11 protein-coding genes and 1 pseudogene are annotated in these 22,874 nt (G+C 63.2%); 3 read left to right on the forward strand and 9 right to left on the reverse strand.

The window, feature by feature from the left end; all coding sequences use genetic code 11:
- Nucleotides 1-394 precede the first annotated feature (394 nt).
- Entirely contained in the window at nt 395-1,288 is an 894-nt protein-coding gene (locus tag AC1ME3_RS01580) for a restriction endonuclease (RefSeq protein ID WP_480954561.1), read from the forward strand.
- An 885-nt stretch (nt 1,289-2,173) separates the two neighbouring features.
- Here the strand turns inward: AC1ME3_RS01580 and AC1ME3_RS01585 are convergent.
- The 3 genes from AC1ME3_RS01585 to AC1ME3_RS01595 all read right to left on the reverse strand — a co-directional run bounded on the left by AC1ME3_RS01585 (nt 2,174) and on the right by AC1ME3_RS01595 (nt 4,761).
- Nucleotides 2,174-2,665, reverse strand: coding sequence for a hypothetical protein (locus tag AC1ME3_RS01585; protein WP_480954562.1), 492 nt, complete (start codon nt 2,663-2,665; stop codon nt 2,174-2,176).
- 178 nt (nt 2,666-2,843) lie between these two features.
- The gene (locus AC1ME3_RS01590) at nt 2,844-3,830 is read right to left on the reverse strand and encodes a hypothetical protein (RefSeq protein ID WP_480954563.1); all 987 of its coding nucleotides are present in this window, start codon (nt 3,828-3,830) and stop codon (nt 2,844-2,846) included.
- A gap of 19 nt (nt 3,831-3,849) precedes the next feature.
- Nucleotides 3,850-4,761 carry a hypothetical protein gene (locus AC1ME3_RS01595; RefSeq protein WP_480954564.1) on the reverse strand — a complete coding sequence of 304 codons (912 nt, stop codon included), beginning with the start codon at nt 4,759-4,761 and terminating at the stop codon, nt 3,850-3,852.
- A 357-nt stretch (nt 4,762-5,118) separates the two neighbouring features.
- Between AC1ME3_RS01595 and AC1ME3_RS01600 the strand changes: the two genes are divergently transcribed.
- Together AC1ME3_RS01600 and AC1ME3_RS01605 are read left to right on the forward strand one after the other, a co-directional pair.
- Nucleotides 5,119-5,544, forward strand: coding sequence for an MFS transporter (locus AC1ME3_RS01600; protein WP_480954565.1), 426 nt, complete (start codon nt 5,119-5,121; stop codon nt 5,542-5,544).
- 128 nt (nt 5,545-5,672) lie between these two features.
- Nucleotides 5,673-5,954 (forward strand): annotated as a pseudogene (locus AC1ME3_RS01605) (MFS transporter); the annotation flags it as partial.
- 71 nt (nt 5,955-6,025) lie between these two features.
- Here the strand turns inward: AC1ME3_RS01605 and AC1ME3_RS01610 are convergent.
- The 6 genes from AC1ME3_RS01610 to AC1ME3_RS01635 all read right to left on the reverse strand — a co-directional run bounded on the left by AC1ME3_RS01610 (nt 6,026) and on the right by AC1ME3_RS01635 (nt 22,818).
- On the reverse strand, nt 6,026-6,340 hold the full coding sequence (locus tag AC1ME3_RS01610; RefSeq protein ID WP_480955883.1) for a transposase: 315 nt from the start codon (nt 6,338-6,340) through the stop codon (nt 6,026-6,028).
- Between the two features lie 664 nt (nt 6,341-7,004).
- Nucleotides 7,005-7,835, reverse strand: a complete 831-nt coding sequence (locus AC1ME3_RS01615) for a 23S rRNA (adenine(2030)-N(6))-methyltransferase RlmJ (RefSeq protein WP_480954566.1) — start codon at nt 7,833-7,835, stop codon at nt 7,005-7,007.
- Between the two features lie 416 nt (nt 7,836-8,251).
- Entirely contained in the window at nt 8,252-9,553 is a 1,302-nt protein-coding gene (locus tag AC1ME3_RS01620) for an HlyD family type I secretion periplasmic adaptor subunit (RefSeq protein ID WP_480954567.1), read from the reverse strand.
- Between the two features lie 14 nt (nt 9,554-9,567).
- Nucleotides 9,568-11,292 (reverse strand): type I secretion system permease/ATPase, encoded by a 1,725-nt coding sequence (locus tag AC1ME3_RS01625; RefSeq protein ID WP_480954568.1) that lies wholly within the window; start codon nt 11,290-11,292, stop codon nt 9,568-9,570.
- Entirely contained in the window at nt 11,289-12,584 is a 1,296-nt protein-coding gene (locus tag AC1ME3_RS01630; protein WP_480954569.1) for a TolC family protein, read from the reverse strand. The genes AC1ME3_RS01625 and AC1ME3_RS01630 overlap by 4 nt, the downstream gene beginning before the upstream one ends.
- Before the next feature lie 484 nt (nt 12,585-13,068).
- Nucleotides 13,069-22,818 carry an Ig-like domain-containing protein gene (locus tag AC1ME3_RS01635; RefSeq protein WP_480954570.1) on the reverse strand — a complete coding sequence of 3,250 codons (9,750 nt, stop codon included), beginning with the start codon at nt 22,816-22,818 and terminating at the stop codon, nt 13,069-13,071.
- Between the last annotated feature and the right edge of the window lie 56 nt (nt 22,819-22,874).

The following is a 22,874-nucleotide window of genomic DNA, read 5'->3' on the forward strand; positions in this document are numbered from 1 at the left end:
GCTCTCAGCGGTTCCACTGGGGTAGGCATAGGGTCTGTGAGTGCGGACCCGCGCGATCTATCGCGCGACGCGAAAGTTCCGACACCCAATGTCCCGAAAAGCGCTGCCACCGTTGCGCCAACCAGCTCGGTGCCCCCAGACCTGCTAACCGGGAAGGTTTCTTGGTTTGTACCCTCATTGTTGATAGCAGCGATACTGGCAATACGGGTCAGTGAAGGAATGCGGCGTGAGTCGAACGAGTGATCTTCACATCGATTTGATGAACCTTGAACAGACCTGGATCGAGTTCCTGGCAGACCTGTTCGCGCGGGACGGCTAAGATGTGCTTGCTAAGGATGTCAGCACCGCCTCTCGCGAAGAGCTTGACGTGTCGATCATTGAGCGCGGGTCGCACGTGCTGGTCGAGCTCAAGCTGATGCGCTCCGGCCTAGCTTCGCGTGCGCTCATCCACAACGCTACGTCCGATCTGCTCGCGATGATGAAGGCCCGCGATGCTGAGCGGGGCATTCTGATCATCCCACAGCGGATCACGAGAGAGGCCCGGCGCGCCTTCGCTGACGTGTCCGGCGACAGGATTGAACTTTGGGATTTGGACCTGCTGGTTCAGCACGTAACGCGCTTCCCGAACTTGAGCCGGCGGTTTGCCGACCTACTGCGTGCCCTCCAGATCGGCGCCGAAAGCGTACCCAGCAACGCCACCACGGTCGCGATGCTCGAGGACGCCGGCCAAGAGCTGCCACCGCCAGGTGAAGGCGCGCGGATCGCCAGCGCGCTTAAGTCGATCAAGCCAGGCAACAAGGATGGTGCCGCCCAGAGTTTCGAGAAATTGTGCGAGGAGGCGCTCATTCTCCTGTTCGGCACCGAACTTCTCGGCTGGCGGCGCCAATCGGCGATCGAAAATGGCTATCAGCGGGTCGATTTAATCGGACGCCTGCAACCCGTGCGGAGCGCATTTTGGACGACTTTGTCGGCCGATTTTCGCGCGCGCTATATCGTCTTCGAGTTCAAGAACTACACCGACCCGATCGGCCAAGACCAGATCTACACCACCGAACGTTATCTATACGCCACGGCACTGCGCTCGGTGGCAATCGTCATCGCGCGAAATGGCTATTCGGAAAACGCAAGCCGGACGGTCCGCGGGGCGCTTCGCGACCAGGGCAAGCTCATCCTGTGCCTCGATCTCGAAGAGTTTTGCAGCATGCTGCACGAATTTGACACCGGCGACGAATATGAAAAGCCGCTATTCGCAAGGCGTGACGACTTGCTGATGTCGCTAGCGCGATGAGTTTTGGCTCCTATTTCGCTTGAAAGCTGCAGGCAAACTTTCAGCCAATCAGCGCCGCAAGCGCGACAACGACAGCTACTGGGCCGCCTGCGGCCTGGCCCCTTTCCGGAAATCTTGGGCGTAAGGCGGTCGTACAATGGGAAGGTTCGGCGCGTCAGAAAGTGACCCAGTTGCGGACGTTCAGGCCGACCTGCTCGCTTCCCAGCTTCGGGTGTTCATTCATATAGTTTGATCCGCTCGCCGTAAGCGGATTGCCGATGACGCGGAACGGAGCCAACCGGGACTTTCATGCCGTTCGAAAGCGTCGGCCGGAACGTCAGCTCTCGTTTGGAACGGACATTCGGCGATATCCTGAGTGTTATCGCACAGCGACAGAAGCTGGGCCGGTAGCTGACTGGCAGATTTGAGGACTGGATAAAGCGGAGCGGACCCGCAGTCGTCCAAGCGCCGACAATGCTATACCGAAAAGCAGGCGCTCCGAGTCTATTTCCCGCTTCTCATTTCGACAACCTCGCACCTACCAGGAAAGGCATATGCTCGGTTGAATGAGCGCAGTGCGGATCGCGACCGACAGCTGGCACCGGTGCGGTCAGGTAACGTCTAGGAGCAAGTGAGGCTGATCGAGGTGGATCACCTAGCGAAAACGGAGACCGCCGTTCATTTAGCCGTGCTTTTTTTGGGAGGGGCCTTCTGGATGTCTGAAGTAACATCGTCTCCAGCGTTTCGAGATGGGCACGCAATATGACGATTGTCTTGCCAACATCCTGTTCGAGTTTCACGACCGCGTCCGCATCCGATGGCTCGGTCTCGCGGCACAGCGATCCTTCCCGCATGCGAACGTCGCGTAGGACCCTTTGGGAAATCTCCACCCATTGCCTGCGCTCTTCACGTCCTTCGTCGGTTAGTGGGAAATCGGGATCTTCCGGCCCGAGCGCGGTCGCCTCCCGCTTGTAGATCAGCACGGCTGCTGCTGAGAGCAGATAGGCTCAGTGATCGCGCAGGCCGCCAAGCGTCGACGGCATTACGGGGCGTGTCCGGCCGGATCCACACGCTCGTGTCATTGACAAGTTGCCAAATGATTTGCGCCGCGAGTCCGGTACGACGATCGACGCCGAGCGGTTCAGGAAGCGTACCCCGCTGGTTCCACAACGCCATAATCAGCGCGTCATGCTCGGCAAGCACGGCTTTGCGGGCCGCAGCAATCGGCGCGTCGTCGACGGCCGCGCGCACTTCGGCGAGGCGGAATGCCATCCAGCGCGTCAGAACATCAGCACTGCGCCCCAATCCCAGCGCGGCTTCGATCTCACGTCCAACGACCGAGACCTCGCGTGCTCGCTTCGATTTTGCCATCGTCCCGGTAGAGGATGATCCGGTCATATTCACGCTCGCGCTTTTTGTCTTTTTTGAGGGCATAGCTCGCTTCGCCAATTCGCCGGTTGAAATCGATTTCGGTGATAAGATCGAGTCCGTACGTCTCGAGAATTTGTGCGATTGCCGATCGTCGGAACAATAGCTCTTTGCCTTCGGCAAAATGCCAGGAAGCGCGCTCGTCTAATTACTTCGGGTCGCTCCAGGCGATCCGGTGAGTGATGACGACACCGCTCGGATCGCGCCACACCGGCAGCCCGGATGGATCACGCACCAAACCGAGCAGGGCGACGATCCGCGGGTGCGGCGATTGGCCGGAAGCGGAAACCTCACCGCGCAAGAGATCGTGGATATCGAGTTCGGTATCGCCATGGTTGTCGACGAGCAGCGACTTAAGCACAAATCTTCCCGACGCGATCTCAAGACTGTCATCGTCATTCACCGCGAGACGATAGTCGTGGCTATTCTCGCTGGCTTCGAGCGCCAGACGCAGCGTAGTCGCCGTATCGCGCGACACCAGCGCGCGCTCTATCCGCGTCGACCCCGAGACGTCGCCATATTGCAGCGAACGATATGCACTTACGACCAGCCAGTCAGGACGATCCAGCCCAAGCGCACGACGAAATGCATCGACGTCCGGCGTCTTCAGCCAGCCGTCCAACGGCGGTGCCTGCCAGGCAAGCGCTTCAAGCGGTTTTGGCCCGCGCAGATCGCCGAGCCAAGCCGGTGCGAGCGTCGGACCCGGCCGAGAAAGCCAGTGGTCAAAATTGTCCCACGAATCTTCTTCTGCGTCGGCCGCCAAAGGCCAGGCAAAACCGCGCATGAGCGGTGTATACCAATACGGCAGCGTATCTAGGCTGTCGAAGCGAAATCTACGCCCCTCCTCGCCCAGCGGACGATGGCGATCGAACCCCTTCTGCCAGCTCTCTGTAATCGATTGTTGCGCAACCAGCCGGCTGGTGTTGATCGCCGCAATGCGTGCGCGCTCGGTGTCGCTAAACCGTTTCGGATCGGCATGTTCCAGCCCCTGCAAGGCCTGTTTTGCTGAGGCGCGCACCAGCCCCTGCAAGACCTGTTTTGCTGAGGCGCGCACCAGCAAATGCGGAAAAGTAGTGCTTTCGGCCTCGGCGAACAGCCAGTCGCGAAAGCCTTGGATACAGTCGGGGTTTCCCACGCAGTGCGTGCGACAGCCATCATGAACCATAGTTTCGCTGCCCAGAAATCGAAAGGCGCTTCCGGGTGGTTGAACGTGACCAGCAAGCGGTTCGCGATTGAAGTGCGCGATGCATACAGGCTCTTCTCAGAAGCAACGATGGCGTCGATCCGCGCCCTGAACGATGCGGTGCCATTAATGCCGCTAACCGACAGCAGCGCTGGGTCGATCGGCCCAGAGCCCGCCGCCGGGCTGGCCGGCGAATCGTACCGCGCATAGTCCGGCTGATGCTGGGGAAGTGCCGCCTCGAAATGTGCGGCGGCGATGAAATCGCTGACGGCCGGACCAACCCTGGCCAATGGCAAGACCGCAGCGGCTGTCGCGCACGGTCGCCACAAAGCTCGCGCAATAAGTGGTTCGCGACCACCTCGGCGAGGCGACCGTCCCCGCTTGCACAAGCATGTTCGAACAGCCGCGTCGCGAGACGCCCGCCATCCTCGCCAAGGATCGGCAGGAAGACCGCCAACACCGTATCGTCGAGCGTCTTGTCCGCAGCGCATTGGAAGAGCGTCTTGGCGAGCATCGAAGACCCGTTGGTCAAATCGAGTTCGGCAAAGCGGGCTACCGACGCCAGCGCGATACTGGGCGCGAGTGCAGACAGCGAAACCGCCACGTCCGTCCAAGGGAATTGATCAGCGCTGCCCAAGAGGATCGCAGCATCCTGATGCACCGCAGCGAGACGGAGAGCCACGCGTACGGCGTCATCATCGAGCATCGCCGGCCTGCCGCGCGTCGCGAGCGCTGCGGTCACCGACAGGGCGTGCAGCGTGTCATAATCGACATCGCCGGCCGCGCTCATCGCGGCGTCGAAGCAGTAGCGAGCAGCTGCAGGATCGATCGGGAGCAACAGCTTCGCCAACCCGACAAGATAGTCGATTTTCTCGTCTGCCAAGATTTTGATGCCTCCTCGGTGTTCTCCCGCTCGTCGCCATCGCCGGAGCCAGTGCCACGGCAAGACGCTCGGCATCACCACCCAGCATCGCGACAAGATCGCAAGCGTCGAGTCCAAAGCGCAGTACCTCGCTCGTCGCATCGTCTGGCATATGTCAGTATCAGTGTTCGCGAGCGAAGCCTCGTCTAGTCCGATCGGACGACCAACGCGGACCGTGATCGAATGTACCATCGCCGCTGCACTCGGGGGACTCCTGTTCGGTTTTGACACGGCGGTGATCTCAGGCCTGACAAGCGCGCTATCAGCGACCTATGCGCTTTCGCCGTCATCGCTAGGGTTCACCGTTGCTATTGCGTTATGGGGAACCATCGTAGGGCTGCAGGCGGGGGTTATGCTGGCGACCGGTTTGGACGGCGTGACAGCCTACGCGGGCTAGCGATCCTCTTTATCGTGTCGTCGCTGGGCTGTGCCTTAGCGTGGGACTGGCTATCATTCCTCGTCTTCCGTTTCATCGCCGGTATTGCCATCGGTGCATTCTCGGTGGTCGGACCGATGTACATTGCCGAGATTGCGCCTGCTCAACGGCGAGGCCGGATGGTAGGATCATTCCAGCTGAATATCGTCTTTGGCATCGTGATTACCTACCTCTCCAATTACGTAGTTGGCACATTCGGTCTTGGCGCGGATGAATGGCGATGGAAGATCGGCGTTTCCGCGCTGCCGGGCTCTACTGTTCCTTGCCATGCTATTTCGCGTGCCACGCAGCCCTCGATGGCTTGTTGACAAGGGCATACAGAAGAAGCGAGCGAAGTATTGACATGAATAGCCGGGGCTACCGCAGCACAAGAACTATCTCAAATCAAGCGTTCACTCGCGAGTGACCGGGCAGCGGGAATCAACCGCTATTTGCGCGGCGCCACCGCATTCCCGCAATGCTTGCGATCACGCTGGCTTTGTTCAATCAGTTCTCCGGCATCAACCCAACACTATACTATATCAACGATATATTTGCGAAGGCCGGCTTCGGCAAGGTATCGGGTGACTCGCAGGCTGTTGCGATCGGCATGATCAACCTCATCTTCACGATGATTGCGATGGCGATCATCGACCGGGTGGGACGACGCTCTTTGCTGATCGTCGGATCGGTTGGTACATGCATTTGCATGTCAATGATCGCAATTCGTAACGGCTAACGACGCGGCGGAAGTCTTTCAGGCGGCCGAAGGCATTCTCAACGAGGTGGCGGCCGCAGTATCGCTGTTTGTCACAGCAAATGCCTCGCTTCCGGTTGCTGCGTCCAGGAATGACCGGGATGGCGCCTGCCTGACGGAGTGAACTGCAGGCTATCGGCATCGTAGCCTTGGTCACCGAGCAGGTATCGCACGCGACCGGCGTGTTCGAGGAGGGCGGGCGCGGCCTTGATGTCGCTGATATTGCCCGGCGTCAGCATCAGCGCGTAGGGGCGGCCGACGACGTCGGTCAGCGTATGGATCTTTGTGATCCAGCCGCCCCGGGACCGCCCGATCGCTTGCGCCGAGCGCCCCCTTTGCGCCGAATGCAGTGCGTTGGATCTTGATATACGTGGTGTCCATCGCCGTGCTTCTTGTCACCACGCCCGCGTCGACCAGCGCGGCAAGCGATTGCTCCCAAACCCCCGATGCGACCAGCGGTTGAAGCGATTGTAGATCGTCGTCGACGGACAGTAATCAGCCGGGCAGTCACACCATCAAGATCCTACTTTGAGGACGTGGATAATGTCCAAAATCACTCGCCGGTCATCGACCCGCCGGGCGCCAGGCTGGTTCTTCGGCAAGGCAGCTCGATCGCCTTCCATGCGTCGTGAGACAACCAGAACACGGCTTGTCCTATATCAACTACTTACTCGCTCTTAGTTTGTCGTCTCGTAGGGGTCACCATTCTCGCCACGACATCGGTTCATCCAGCGGAAGGAGACTCCAGAGCCCCTATGGGGTGCGACGGGATCACGCTGAGGTGGACGTCGCGAACGACCCGAGGTGGGCATCAGGATGCCTCGCGGCGGCATGCCGGATCAGTGAAATCCGTTTCTCAATCGACGACCGTTGCAGTCTTACTTACCCTACGGTGCAGGTCGTCGCGCGCGCAGGGTAAATGCCCAGTTCCGGACGTTCGGCGGTCGCTTGCTTTGCCAAAAACCACCTCCCAGCGCCCCCCGCCGCCGAGGCCATTCCTCCTGTCGGAAAAGGGCACGACGAGGGTTTGCTTTAATAACCCAGCCAATCGGCTGTGATTTCGCCCCTGTGCCCCTCCGGCGCCAGCACGGCGCGCAAGGCTTCCAGCAGAGGCGGCAGCGCCTGCGTGAAGGCATAGGGCGGATTGACGATGAAAAGACCTGCGCCATTATAGATGCCGGGCTGGTCGTCATCGTACAACCAATGCTCCACCCCCAGCAATTTCGGGAGGCCGAGCTTGCGTAGCTGCTCCTTCCACCGCCAATGCGTGGCACGGTCTTTCAGCGGATACCAGATCACCGTCACGCCATGCGCCCATTTGCGGTGAGCAGCGGCGAGAGTGGCTGTGATACGTTCGCGCTCATCGGGCTGCTCGTACGGCGGGTCGACCACCACCACGCCGCGCGAAGTTCGGGGCGGCAGCATCGCCAGCCAAAGCTCGTAGGCGTCGCGTTCGTGCACGGCAGCGGATGTGCCGCGCATCACGCCGCGCAGTGTATAGGCGTCCTCGGGATGTTTTTCGTTCAGGATCAGGAAATCCTGCGGGCGCAGGAGACTCGCCAGGATCCGCGGCGATCCGGGGTAGACGTGCGGCTCGCCGCCAGTGTTCACAGCCTGCACAGCGGTGCGGTAGTCGCTCAGCAAAGGGTTCGGGTCGGCAAGGGCTCGCAACACGCCCTGTGCGGACTCGCCGGTGCGCCGGGCATCCTCGCCGCCAAGATCATACAGCCCGCAACCGGCATGGGTGTCGATAAGGGTCAGCGCGCCCTCTTTTTGCTGCATGGCGCGCACGAGGGCGATCAATAGGCTGTGCTTCACGACATCGGCGCTGTTGCCGGCATGGAAGGAATGGCGATAATTCATTGCGACACAAAATCCTGACGATCTGCCTTTTGCGTGGTGCTGGGCGCGGTTGCCGCGCGCGAGGCCGCCGAAGTAGCTGATGCGGTGCTATTATAAAGGCGAACGGAAACCTTCAACGCACATCTGGGCGCAGCCTGCATAAGCGGTCGTCACCAAGGCAAGACGCCTGACTGAGGAAGGGGCTGACCACAAAGCTCAACCTCGGCAATGCTTTAGCCGCCAGCCCCCAGCCCCAGCTTTCAGTCGGACGAATATCGCGGGAACGCGAACCAACGACCTGCGTCCGATTGTTCCGCAAGCTAGCGGTGGTCGCTGCATCCCCGACACGCTGGGCTCGCCACGCAAGGCGTATGCGGCTGCTACCCGAGCCCCCCGTTCCGCCCCAGTGTGGTTCAACCGCACCCTTGCCGCCACGATTATTCGCGGAACGCGCTTTCGCTCAGGCGGGTAAAGGGGGTCATGATATAGGACATGACCGACCGCTTGTCCCCGAGAAGGTTGACGTCGGCCGTCATGCCCGACCCGATCTGCAGGCGGTGTCCCTGCAGATCGCGGAACCGCTTCGCATCGGCGCGGACGCGGACGATGTAGTGGCTTTCGCCGGTACGCTCCTCGACGGTGGCGTCGGGCGAGATGCTTGCGACGAAGCCATCCATGCCGCCATAGATGGCTGACTCATAAGCGGTGACGTTTATCCGCGCCCGCTGGCCGATGCGGACCGACGCGATATCGCGCGGCGATACCATTGCCTCGACCGTCAGCGCATCCGCACTCGGAACGACCTCGATCATCGGCTGGTTCGGTGCAATCGAGCTACCGACCGTGGAGACCAGAACGCGGTTCACGCGGCCCGTGACGGGCGACGCGACCACCGACCGACGAACACGGTCCGCCAGCGCCGGCATCGCCTGACGCCGTGCCGCCATCTCGGCCTGAGCCGCGGCAAGATCCGTTCCGGCCTGTGATCGCCACGCCTGACGCACCTGCGATATCGTGGCGCGCGTTTCGGCAACGCCGGATTGGGCACGCGCGATCGATGCGGCGGCGGCGGCGGCATCGCTCGACGCGATGGCAGCCGTGCTTTCGATCTGGACCAGAGACATTTGCGGTTCGATGCCGCGTTCCACCAGCGGGCGGATCAGGTCGAGTTGACGCCTTGCGGACTCGCGGGCTGAGACGCGGGATTGATAGGTCGCCTCGGCTTCCGCGACGGCACGCTGCGCCTGAGCCTCGCGAGCGGCGGCCGCGGAGGTCAAGCTCGCGAGATCGCTCATCCGTGCGGCGTGCAGCGATCGTTCGATCTGGATCTGCTCGGCCACGGCGGCATTGCGTGCGACGGGATAGACCGGGTCGCGGCCCGCGATCTCCGCCTCCAATCGGGCGATCTTGGCGATCAACGCATCGACGGTGATCTCGCTGCTGCCCAATTCCGCGCCGGTCTGGGTCTGATCCAGCCGGATCAGCGCCTGCCCCTGCCGTACGACGTCGCCGGTATGCACGAGGATCGCCGCGACGATCCCGCCCTCCAGGTTGGTCAGCACCTGCAACCGGCTGGTTGGTACGACCCGTCCCGCCGCGTGGATCGTACGGTCGAGCTTCACCACGTTCGCCCAGATCACGAACAGCGCGACGAACCCGAGGATCATCCACAGCAGTAGATTTGACGCGGTACGCGGGCGGATCCGATCGGCGAGATCTTCGAGATGGGTTTCGGTCATGATCCGGTTTCCGCTCAGCCGACGCTGGTGCGCTGGAGTTGCTGAAGGACGACGTCTCGCGGCCCGTCGTTGATGACGCGGCCCTTGTCGATCAGGACGACCCGCTCGACCAACCGCAAGAGGGCGGGGCGGTGGGTGATGATCACGAACGTCCGGCCCTTCAGTTCGGTCATCAACCGATCGATCAGCTGCGTCTCGGTAGTCTGGTCCATCGCACTCGTCGGCTCGTCGAAGATCAATAAGGAAGGTTTGCCGGCAAGCGCGCGGGCGATCGAGATCGACTGGCGCTGGCCGCCTGACAACCCCTCGCCACGATCGGTCAGCACCAGGTCGTAGCCATTGGCGATCTGCCCCATGAAGCTGTGCGTGCCCGACAGTTCGGCAGCGCGCAACATTTCGGCATCGTCCACGATCGTGCGGTCCAGGATGATATTCTCGCGCACCGTGCCGCTCAACAGGACGCTTTCCTGCAGCGCGGTGCCGATCTGCGCCCGCATCACGCGCGGATCATATTGGCGGATGTCGGTACCATCGATCATGATCAACCCCTCCTGAGGGGGGTAGAGACCGAGGATGAGGCGCGCGATCGTCGACTTGCCCGAGCCGATCCGCCCGAGCAGGGCAACGCGTTCCCCTGCAGCGATCGTAAGGTTCAGCCCGTCGAGCGTCTTTTCGGCGGCGCCCGGATAGCGAAACTCGACGCCGCGCAGTTCGATGCGACCCTTGAACCCCGCGGGGCTTAGCGCACCGCTGACCGGACCTTCGGACGGCATCTCCATCATGCCATTGATCTGTTTGTAGGCGGTGCGGGTCGCCGATAGCCGGGTGAGCAACGTCGCAATCTGCGCCAGCGGCTGAACGGCGCGGCCGGACAAAATCGAACACGCGACGAGCGCGCCCGTCGTCAGCTGGTGATCGGCGATCAGGAATACACCGGCGACGACCGTGCCGGCATAGGACAAGGTGTTGGCCGATGCCGCCACCGTGACGGCGATAGTCGAGACGAGCCGCTGCCGCATCGAACTATCCGAATGCTGGCGATTGGCGCGCGTCCAGCGGCGACCGAGCAGCACGTCGGCCCCCGAAGTCTTGACCATTTCCAGCGCGCCGATGGTCTCCACCAGCACGCTCTGCTTGTTCAGCCCCTCCCCCATCGACCGCGCGGACAGCCGGTCGAGAGCGGGACGAGTCAGCCATCCGGCGCCGATGACGATGGGAATTGCCGCCAGCGGCACGAACACCACCCAGCCGCCGATCAGCGCGATGAAGATCAGCGTGATCGCTATGAACGGCACGTCGACCAGCGCGGTCATCGTCGCCGACGCGAAGAAGTCGCGCAGCGTTTCCAGTTCACGCATCATTCCGGTCAGCGCGCCGGTCGATCCCTTCTTCAGATCGAGACGAATGTTCACCATTCGCTGGAACACGCGTCCGCCAATGTCGTGGTCTATGTCCGCGCCTGCCAGATCGACGAAATAGGCACGCAGCACCCGTAGCACGAAATCGAACACGACCACGATCACCAACCCGATCGACAGAGCGGTCAACGACGAGAACGCGTTGTTCGGCACGACGCGGTCATAGACCGTCATCGTGAACAGCGACGTGATCAGCCCGAAGATGTTGATCATTGCGGCCGCCATGCCGACCTTCAGGTACACCGCGCGATTACGCCGCATCGGCTCCATCAGCCACGGCGCGAACCGCGGGGCTGGTTCCGGAATCGTCATCTCGCTCATCGCGCGTCCAAGGTAGAGGGATCGATCGCCAGAACGGCCAGCAAATGCCCGGTACGGGCGAGCAGGACGTAGCGGCTTGTGTCGAGTTCGGTAACAGTCTGGATATAGCGTGCGGCAACGCCGAAATAATTGCTCTGCGCGCTCAGCACGTCGAACAACGTACCGCGCGAGACGCGGAAGCGTTCGACCAGCACGTCGCGCGACCGGCGACTGGCCATGTAGTTCGCCTCGATCGCGTGCTTCGCGTCATTGAGCGCCGCCAGGTCACTCCAGGCAATGGTCGCATCGCGCTGCGCCTCCGTGACCGTGCGGCGGTATCGTGCATCGGCACCGTCGGCGCGGGCCAGCGCCTGATCGATACGCTGCTTGGCGCCACCGCCGATCCGCATGCTGAGCGTAAGGTTGGCGCGGATGTCGTAATCGCTGGTATTCTCAAGCACGCCGTAACGGCCGGCGTCGACCCCGGCGGTGAGTTGAGGATGGGCGTCGGCCTTCAACGCAGCGGCGTCGCGGCCGGCGGCATCGGCACTTCCCTTGGCCTGGCGAACCAGCGGCAACCCAGCGACGTCCTTGTTGAGGCCCGCCGGCGCGATTCCGCGCAGATCCGGGGCCGGTGCCCTCCCCAAGTTGACTGGCGCTGGTACCCCGACGATGCCCACATATTGCGCTTCGGCATTGGCGAGCGAACGCCGAAAATCGGCGAGCTGCGCGTCCGATGCAGCAATGTAGCTGTCGACCTGCGCGATGTCGCCGGGTGCTGCCATGCCCTGCGCCACACGCGTTTCGATACGCTCATGAAGGTCACGCTGCGATTCGGCAAAGGCTTCGCCGAGGCGCACCATCGCCCGGTAGCCGAAGACGTTATACCAGGCAGCGATCGCTCGCAGGGCAATCTGCGCACTCGCATCTTCGATGCCTGCCGTTGCCGCGGTCAGCCGGTCGTTGCCCGCCGCAATGCGTTGGCCGATCGCTCCGAAATCGATTACTGCCTGCTGAACCCGCAGCGTCGCATCGGTGCGCCCACGCGGACGCGATCGTTCCAGAACATTGCCCGGATCGTTCGAAAAGGTGCGCGACAGCGTATGATATCCCGTCACCGCCAGATCCGCGACCGGATATTCCCGTGCCCGCGCTTCGTTACGGACGGCTTCTGCCTCGTCACGTTGCGCGATCGATTCGTCGAGCGCCGGATTGTGTCGGACCGCCGCCTCGATCGCCGCCCGGAACGGCGGCTGCGGCGTTTCTTCCCGCGCCAGCCGCAGGATTGGATCGGTCGCGGCATCGATCTTCATCGGGTCATCGGTCGGTGTCGGAAGTCCCCCTGGCACTGCCTTCCACAAACCCTCGGTCTGACGGGCCGGTGGGCCGTAAAGGACGCTGCCATGCGGCAGCACCGGCATCTCGGGGGCACGGTCGATTGACGTGATCGGGGGCGCCGGCGCCAACCGGACCGGCGCTTGTTGGATCGGCGCGGCCGGCGCCGCCGGTGTCGGCAACGGACGCGGAGTCGCGCCTTGTTGGGGATTCTGCATAAGCGAGGACGGCGGCGGCCCCGCCTGCGCGATAGCGACGCAGGGACACAGCGTCAGACCCGCCATCCATGTGAGGTAACGGTAAGGTCGAATGTCGATCGATCGTGTCATCGGATACGCAAGCGTCACATGAGCGAAGGGCGGAATGCCGTTCGGCGAACAACGAAGATCGGGGTGCCGGCGGGCGAACCCGTCCGACACCCCGGCAACCCCGACGCGTTACGCCAGGGGGTAACGAGAGACCTTATGCGATCTGGAAATCCGTCGCATGCAGGTCCGCCAGATTTACGCCCGTCAGAGTGACCGTGTTGTTCGCATCATAGGTGATGACGACGTTCGACCCGACCTGCGCCGAATGGCTCAGCGCGTCGGCGCCGGTTGCGAACACCGAACTGCTGATATGGATCGAGTCCTGGCCGGCGTGGAAGTCGGTGATCGTGTCCTTGCCGAACATCTTGCCGAAGTCGAACACGTCGGCGCCAGTGCCGCCGGTCAGCGTATCGTTACCGGTGCCGCTGTGCAGGATGTCGTCCAGCGTCCCGCCGATCAGCGTGCTGCCTGCCGCATTGGCGAGCAACTCGACCGACGCCGGATTGACCGTCACCGACTGATATTGCGGTGCCGTCGTAGCCGACGTGTTGCTGCCATAGACGACGCTGGTGGCGGTCACCGCCAGCGCGAACGTGCCGGCATAGTTGGACGGCGTCGTGATCGTCAGGTTCCCCCCCAAATCTCCCGCGTCGACCTTCCAGCTATTGGTCGCAGCGTCATAGACACCGTGATTGAAGGTCGATCCGACCGGTGCTCCGATGATGGTGACGAAAGTAGCGTCCGGATGAGCGCTGGGCGACAGGGCGATGCCGATCGGCACCGTGACCGGTTTGAATTCAGCGCCATTCGCCTGGCCGAGCGTCACCAGCTTGCCCTGCGCGATACCCAGGAAGCTTTCGATCGCGGATTCGGAACTCGGAGAGGAGGTTAGATACGCTTCCGACGTGCCGTTGGTCGGCATGATGTTCGCCAACCCGCCATTGACGACGGCATTGCCGCTGATCGTCGTTGCGCCAAACCCGTTTTCGAAGCTCTGCACGATGGCGCCGTTTATACGCAACGCATCGATGCCGAGATGCGAGTCGAGCCCCGTATCGCCATTGTTCATGACCCCCTGCCCGACGGTGTACACGCCGTCCGCCGGTGCGACATAGGTGAAGGTCTGCCACCCCGTCGCCCCGTAGTTTCCGGTATACAGCGTATTGGAGAGGGTGAAGACCGCTCCGTTCACGGTCGCGAACGCGAAATCGTTGAACGGCAGGTAATCGCCGCTGGAGAAATTCCAATCGAAGCTGACGACATCGCCGGCATGCAGCGCCACCGTCGTCATGATCGCCGATCCATTCGTCGGCTGGTAAGCCGTGCTGGATCCCACCACCAGCGTCGGCGCGACAGCGGTTTCGGGCGTCTTTACCGTCAGGCTTACGGCGCCCGTCGCGGTGCCGCCATGCCCGTCCGAGATAGTGTATTGGAAGCTATCCGCGCCGACATAGCCGTTGGTCGACGCATAGTTGACCGTGTTGTCGGCATTGATGGTCAACGTCCCGTGCGCTGCCGTGCCCACGCTGATGACTTTCAGGGCATCATTGTCCGGATCGGTGTCGTTCGTCGCGACCGCCAGCTTGACGTTGCCGCCGCTGTTGATCGTGTACGCATCGGCAACCGCGACTGGCGGACGATCGACGTAGACCGATACCGTGGCCGTCGATGTCAGGCCGCCGGGGTCCTTCACGGTATAGGTGAAGCTGTCGGTACCGCCATAGCCCGCCGCCGCGCTATAGTTCAGCGTGCCATCGGCATTGATGGCCACGGTGCCGTGCGCACCGTTGGTGACGCTGGCGATGCTGAGCGTGTCGTTCTCCGGATCGGTATCGTTGCCGAGAACCGCGAAGGTCGTCGTCGTGCCGGCCAACGCCTGGACCGCGTCGCCCACCGCCGTCGGCGCGTCATTGGCGCCGGTAACGATGACCGTTTCGATTGCGGTCGAGAAGCCGCCATGCCCGTCGGAAATGGTGTACGTGAAGTGGTCGACCGCGGTCTGGCCGTCCTTCAGATACTGGAACGCGCTGCCGGCGGTGTAGGTTACGACCCCGCCCGAAAGCGACGCGGTACCCAGCGTACCCGTTGTGTTGATCGCCGAGACGGTCTGCGTATCGCCATCCACGTCGGTATCGTTGGCGACGAACGCGGTGGACGCCAATGTCAGCGAGCCGTCTTCGCCGACCGTGAAGGTGTCGGCCACCGCGACCGGCGCATCGTTGGTCCCGGTGACGGTAATCGTCAGGTTGGACGTGGCCGTCGCACCGAATTCGTCGGTAACGGTGTAGCTGGCGACAACCTGCTTGGTCGCACCCGCCGCGAGGCTGTCATAGGCGCTGTTGGTGGCGTCGAAGCTGTAGGTGCCGTTCGGATTGAACGTCAGGCCGGCAACCGCCGCATTCAGCTTGAACGACAGGACCGCGCCGTGATCGAGGTCGCTGTCGTTCGCCGCGACCGTTCCGGTCACGACCGTCCCGCCCTCGATCGCCGAAGCCGTATCCGCAATCGCGACGGGGGCGTCGTTGGCGCCGGTCAGCGTGTAGCTGGCGGTGGCCGTGGTCAGGCCGCCATGACCGTCGGACACCTGATACGTGAAGCTGTCGGTCGCGGACTCGCCCTGCTTCAGCGCCTGGATCAGCGGCGACAGCGTTGGATCGACCACCAGCGCCCCGGCTGCGTTCAGGGTAACGACCGCGCCCATCATGCTGGTCGCTGCAAACGGGTTCACGGTCAGCACGTCGCCGACATCGACATCGGTCGCGTTCGCCAGCAGCAGCGCCTTGCCGCCACTGAAGGTGAAGGGGACGTCCTCGCCGATGCCGTTCGCCAGGATGCCGGCAAAGCCGATCTCGAGGCGCGCGCCGATCGCCCGCCCGCCGGTCGCATCATAGGATCCGAGCTGGAAGTCGATCGTGTAGGTGCCCGACGTCGCCAGCGTCAGGTTGACCGTCTGGACGCCCGTGCTGCCGATGAACGGCACTTGGTAATTGAAGATCGTCTGCACGATCGCGCCGGTCGCCGCATCGCGAATATAGCCGGTGCCGACCGCCTGATCGGTGCCCGACGACAGAAGGTAGACGAACTTCACCGTGTCGCCCGCATTCCCCGCAAACGCGGTGCTGGTGATCCGCGGGCCATAGCCGGTGCCATAGCCAGCGGGGGTCGTTGCGCTGTAGTTCAGATCGGCGACGGCATTGTCCCCGGCGATCAGCGTTCCCGTGCGATTGATGACCGCGGTGCTGCTGAACGTCCCGGTGGTCCCGGTCGATCCGGTCTGGACCGTCCAGCCGGTGAAGTCCGGGGTCTGGTCGAACCCGCCATTGCCCAGACGGTTGGCGACCAGCACCACGTTGCCGACGACCGGCGCATCGTTGGTACCAGTGACCGTGATCGACAGGGTGGAGTTCGCCACCGCGCCGAACTGATCGGTGACCTTGTAGGTGCCGACCACGGTCCGCGTCGCGCCGGCCCCCAGGTTCTGGTAGGCGACGTTCGACGGATCGAAGCTGTAGCTGCCGTCCGCGGCGATCGACAGGCCGGCGATCGTGTTGGTCCCGGCATAGGTCAGCACCGCACCGTGATCGATATCGGTATCGTTCGCCCCGACATTGCCCTTGACGATGGCGCCGTCCTCGATCGCCGTCGCCGTATCGACCGCCGCGACCGGGCCGTCGTTGCGACCCGTGACGGTGACCGTCAGCGTAGCGTTGGACGATGCGCCGAACTGATCGGTGACGGTATAGCCGACCACGACGTTCTGCACCTCGCCCTGAGCCAGCGGCTGATACGCGGCGTTCGCCGCGTTGAACGTATAAGCGCCGTTGGCACCGAACGTGAGGCCGGCGACCGGCGCGTTCAGCGCATAGGTCAGCACCGCGCCATGATCGATATCGGTATCGTTGGTCGCGACCGATCCGCTGACGGCGCTATCCTCCAGTACGGCCGCAACATCGGCTTTGGCGACGGGGGCGTCGTTGGTGCCGGTCACCGTCCAGCTCGCGCTGGTCGGGACCGATGCGATACCGTCCGACACGCTGTAGAACACCGTCGTGGTGATCGCCTCGCCCTGGGCAAGCGCCTGGAAGACGCCGGCCGACGGATCGAGTGCGAAGCTGTGTGTCGCGACGTCATAGGTGATACCCGCAGGCAGCGTGGTCGGCAGGCCAACCACCGTCAGGCTGGTGCCATGGTCGACGTCGCTTGCCTTTGCGAAGGCATCGATCGTGACGACCGCGCCATCCTCCGTCGCAGCGGCGGTCAGCGGACCGGTAACGACCGGTGCGTCGTTCGTGCCCGTGATCGTGATCGTCAGCGTCGATGGCGAGGTCGCCCCGAACTGATCGGTCACGGTATAGCCGACGACGACGTTTTGTACCTCGCCTTGCGCCAATGCCTGGTACGCGGCGTCGGCCGCGTTGAAGCTGTAGCTGCCGTCGGCATTGAAGGTGAGACCGGCGATCGGTGCGCTCAACGCATAGGCGAGAATAGCGCCATGATCGGCATCGCCGTCGTTGCTCGCGACCGACCCGGCCACCACGCTATCCTCGTTGACGGCGGCAAGATCCGCGACCGCGATCGGCACGTCGTTGGTACCCGTGACGACGACCGTAAGCGTGGACTGCGACGTCGCGCCGAATTCATCGGTGACGGTGTAGTGGCCGACCACGGTCAGGGTCTCACCCTGCGCCAGTGACTGGTAAGCCGCATTGCCGGCATTGAAGGCATAGCTGCCATCCGCGCCGATCGTCAGCCCTGCGACCGGCGTATCGAGCGTGTAGGCCAGCACCGCACCGTGATCGACGTCGCTGTCGTTCGTCGCGACACTGCCGATGATCACGCTGTCCTCGGCCGCTGCGTTCGTATCGGCGACGGCGACTGGCACGTCGTCGGTGCCCGTGACGGCGATCGTCAACGTTGCATTCGCCGCCGCGCCGAACTGGTCGGTGACGGTGTAATTGCCCGTGACGACCTGCACCTCGCCCTGTGCCAGCGCCTGATAGGCGGCGTCCGCCGCATCGAACGTATAGCTGCCGTTATAGGCTATGTTCAGCCCGGGAACCGGCCTGTCGAGCGTGTAGTTCAGTGCCGCACCGTGATCGACGTCGCCGGAAGTGACAGCCACGCTGCCCGAAATCAGGCTTTCTTCGGTAACGGTGGTGATGTTCGAGACCGCGGTCGGCGCGTCGTTCGTCCCGGCGACCACGATCGTCAGCGTCGAGGTCGACGTAGCGCCCGACTGGTCGGTGACGGTGTAGGTTGCCACGACATTGAGCAATTCGCCCTGCGCCAGCGACTGATAGGCCGGATTCGACGGATCGAAGTCATACCCGCCCGCCGCATTCAGCGTCAGACCGGCGACCGGCGCGTTGAGCGCGTAGCTCAGTATCGCATTATGATCGACGTCATAGTCGTTGGTCGCGACGGATCCGGCGACGTGCGCGCCATCCTCGACCGCCACGGCGGTATCGGCGACCGCGACCGGCGCATCGTTGGTACCTGTGACGGTGACGATCAGGGCCGAATAGGCCGTGACGCCTTCGTTATCGGTCACCGCGTAGGTCGCCACGACGGTCTGGACCTCGCCGACTGCAAGAGCCTGATAGGCCGCGTTGTGGGGATCGAACGCGTAGGTGCCGTCCGATGCCAGCGTCAGGCCGGCAACCGCGACCGGCAGCACATAGGTCAGGGTCGCACTATGATCGACGTCGAAGTCGTTGGTGGCAACGGAGCCGCGGACGACTGTGCCATCCTCGATCGCGGCGGCCACGTCGACCATCGCGACGGGCGCGTCGTTGGTGCCGGTGACGGTGATGGTCAGCGTGGTGTGGGTGGTCGCGCCATGATCGTCGACGACGGCATAGGTCGTGGCGATCGTCTGAACCTCGCCCTTCGCCAGCGCCTGGTATGCGACGTTCGACGGATCGAAGCTGTAGCTGCCGTTCGCATTGAAGGTGAGGCCCGCGACGGGCGTGTCGAGCGTGTAGCTCAACGTCGCGCCGTGATCGACATCGCTGTCATTGGTCGCGACGCTGCCTGTGACGGGCAACTGGTCCTCGACAGCGGACAGCGTGTCCGCAACCGCTACCGGTGCATCGTTGGTGCCCGTTACCGTGATGGTCAGCGTCGACTGCGAGGTCGCGCCAAACTCGTCGGTGACGGTGTAATGGCCGACGACGGACAATGTCTCGCCAAGTGCGAGGCTCTGATAGGCGGCATTGGCGGCGTTGAACGCATAGCTGCCGTCCCCGTTGATCGTCAGGCCGGCAACCGGTGCGTCGAGGGTGTACTGCAGCACGGCGCCATGATCGACATCGCTGTCGTTCACCGCGACCGTCCCGTTCAGGACGGCGTCCTCCGCGACTGCGCCGACATCGGCGGTCGCGATCGGCGCGTCGTTGGTGCCGGTGACGGTGACGGTCAACGCCGATTGCGCGACCGCGCCATATTCGTCGGTGACGGTGTAGTGCGCGACGACGACGGCCGTCTCGCCCTGGGCAAGGTGCTGGTACGCGGCATCGCCAGCGTTGAAGCTGTAGCTGCCGTCCAGGTTGATGGTCAGACCAGCAACCGGTGCGTCGAGGGCGTAGCCAAGCTTGGCGCCGTGGTCGATGTCGCTGTCGTTTGTCGCAACCGTACCGTTCAGGACCTTGTCCTCGGTGACCGCGCCGATATCGGCGTTGGCGACGGGTGCATCGTTGGTGCCGGTGACGACGATCGTCAGCGTCGTCGTGGCGGTCGCGCCCTTGTCGTCGGTCACTGTGTAGCTGGCGATGACGGTCTGGATCTCGCCCTTGGCGAGCGCCTGATAGGCGGCATCGGCGGCGTTGAAGACATATCCACCATCGGCATTCAGCGTCAGGCCGGCAACCGGGGCGTTCAACGCGAAGGTACGCGTCGCGCCGTGATCGACGTCGGTGTCGTTGGTCGCGACGCTGCCCGTTAGAACGCTGTCCTCGACGACCGCGCCGGTGTCTGCGACGGCGACGGGCGCATCGTTCGTGCCGGTGATCTTGATTGTCAGCGTCGTGCTCGTGGCCGCACCCTTGTCATCGGTGACCGTGTAGCTGGCGACGACGGTCTGGACTTCGCCAGCCGCAAGCGCCTGATACGCTGCGTTGGACGCGTCGAAGCTGTAACTGCCGTTAGCGGCAAGCGTCAGGCCGGCAACCGGGGCGTTCAGCGTATAAGCCAGCGCCGCGCCGTGATCGACGTCGCTGTCGTTGGCTGCGACAGTGCCCGTAAGGACGCTATCCTCGGCGACCGCGCCGGTATCTGCGACGGCAACGGGTACGTCGTTGGTACCCGTAACGGTGATCGTCAGCGTGGTGGTTGCCGTCGCGCCCTTGTCGTCGGTGACGGTGTAGCTCGCGACGATCGTCTGAACTTCGCCCGCCGCAAGCGCCTGATAGGCCTGATTGGACGGATCGAAGCTGTAGCTGCCGTTCGTGCCGAGTGTGAGGCCCGCGACCGGTGCGTTCAACTTGTACGTCAGCACCGCGCCGTGATCGACGTCGCTGTCGTTGGTCGCGACACTGCCTGTGACGACCGCGCCGTCCTCGATCGAGGGGGCTGCCACGTCTGCGACGGCGACGGGTATGTCGTTGGTACCCGTAACGGTGATCGTCAGCGTGGTGGTTGCCGTCGCGCCCTTGTCGTCAGTGACGGTGTAGCTGCCGACGACCGTCTGGACTTCGCCGGCCGCGAGCGCCTGGTACGCCGCGTTCGACGCATCGAAGCTGTAGCTGCCGTTGCTGTTCAGAGTCAGGCCGGCAACCGGTGCGTTTAGCTTGTAGGTCAACACGGCGCCGTGATCGACGTCGCTGTCGTTGGTCGCGACACTGCCGGTGACAATCGTGCCGTCCTCGATCGAGGGGGCTGCCACGTCTGCGACGGCGACGGGTGCGTCGTTCGTGCCGGTGACCTTGATCGTCAGCGTCGTGGTCGCGGTGGCGCCCTTGTCATCGATAACCGTGTAGCCGGCCACGATCGTTTGCACTTCGCCGGCGGCCAACGCCTGATACGCGGCGTTCGACGGATCGAAGCTGTAGCTGCCGTTGGCGGCAAGCGTCAGGCCGGCCACCGGGGCGTTCAATTTGTATGTCAGGGCAGCGCCGTGATCGACGTCGCTGTCGTTGGTGGCGACGCTGCCGGTGACGACCGCGCCATCTTCGGTCGCCGGGGTTGCCACGTCGGCGATCGCGATGGGCGCATCGTTCGTGCCGGTGATCGTGACGGTTACGACCTGCTGAACGGTGCCACCATGGTTGTCGGCGACAGTGACCGTGTACTTCTGCGTCAGCGTCTCGCCCTGCGCCAAATTCTGGATCAGCGTGTTGTCGACCGCAAAGGTCCATTTCACGGTGCCGGCTCCCGTGCCGGTAGCAGGCTTGTCGACGATCGTCGCAAAGGTGCCGAGATAGCCCGAGGCCTGCGGCGTGAACGCGACGCTGTGCGTGTCGATCAGGTCGACATCGGCAAAGGCGATGTTGCCCTGCACCGCGGTCGTCGCGTCCTCGGTGACTGCGCCGCTCGCAACCGCCGAGGTGATGGTCGGCGCATCTTCGGTGCCGGTCAGCGTGATCGTGACGTTCTGGGTGACGCTCGCGCCGTTCTTGTCGGTCAGCGTCAGCGCATAGACCTGCGTCGCGGTTTGGCCGACCGCCAGGCGCTGCAGCGTCGCGTTATCCGCCGTGAAGCTCCAGTTGATCGTGCCCTGGTTGTTCTGATCGGTGGTGTTCTCGACCACCACGGCCTTCAGCGTGCCGAAGCCACCCGTCGGCGCGATGCCGGTGGCAGTGTCGTTCGCGACGGTAACCTTAGCCGCGCCGACCGAAACGGTGTGGCTGTCGGTCAGGTCGACATCGCTGAACGTGATCGCCCCGCTGCTTGCCAACGTCGCCGCCGCATCCTCAACGACCGCGCCTGCATAGCTGCCCGACACGATCAGCGGACCGTCATTGACGCCGGTGATGGTCACGGTCGCGATCGCGGTCGACGTATCGCCGTTCGCGTCGGTTACCGTGTAGCTGAAGCTGTCGATGGCGGTCTCGCCAGCGGCAAGATACTGATAATAGGTGGCGTTCGGCGTGTAGACAACGCTCGCGACGGGCTTGGCCGGATCGGCATAGTTCTGCACCAGCACGACCGCCCCATGTGCGGCGGTGCCGACGCTGACCGACTTTACCAGATCTGGCACCGAATCGTTCGCCAGCAGGTTGAACGCGACGCTCGCGTGATCCTCATCGGTGGTGATGGCGTCGGCGCGAGCGATCACGGCTTCGTTGCGCGGATCGAGCACGAGGCCGTCGACGACGACTTCGAACTTCTCGACGCGCGCGACCACCAGGTCGGCGATATTGAACGCGAAGCTGCCGTTGAAATCGGTGTTGCCAAACAGGCGGTTGGCAAAGTTGTAGAACTTGCCGGGTTCTGCATCGAGGAAGGCGACATAGCGCGCGACGTCCGCCTGGACATCGCCACGCAGCCACTCGTCACGGGTCAGGATCAACCGGAACGTATCGGTGTCCGTGCCGCCGTCCAGAACCGAATTGGCATGCAGAAAGGCGGTCGAGGGCGCGCCGTGATCGGCGAGGCGGAACGCGAGCGTGTCATTGCCGCAGTCGCCGAACACCAGGTCGGTGCCGGTGCCGCCGTCGAGGTAATCACTTCCGTCATCGCCGTGCAGGACGTCGTTGCCGTCGCCGCCCAGGATCGTATCGTTGCCAGCTCCGCCGAAAATGGTGTCATTACCCGCGCCGCCGTCGATATAGTCGTTGCCGTTGCCGCCATCGATCAGGTCGTTGCCGTCGTTGCCAAGGATCCGGTCGTTGCCGTTGCCGCCGGCGAGAATGTTCGACTTGTTGGTACCGATGATCGTTTGGTCGGTGTTGGTCGGGCTTGTCATTCTACATCTCCAGCAACGGCTGCCAGGACGATGGATGCACGACGGCTAGTGTCGCG

Source organism: Sphingomonas sp. BL2 (genome assembly GCF_056680015.1).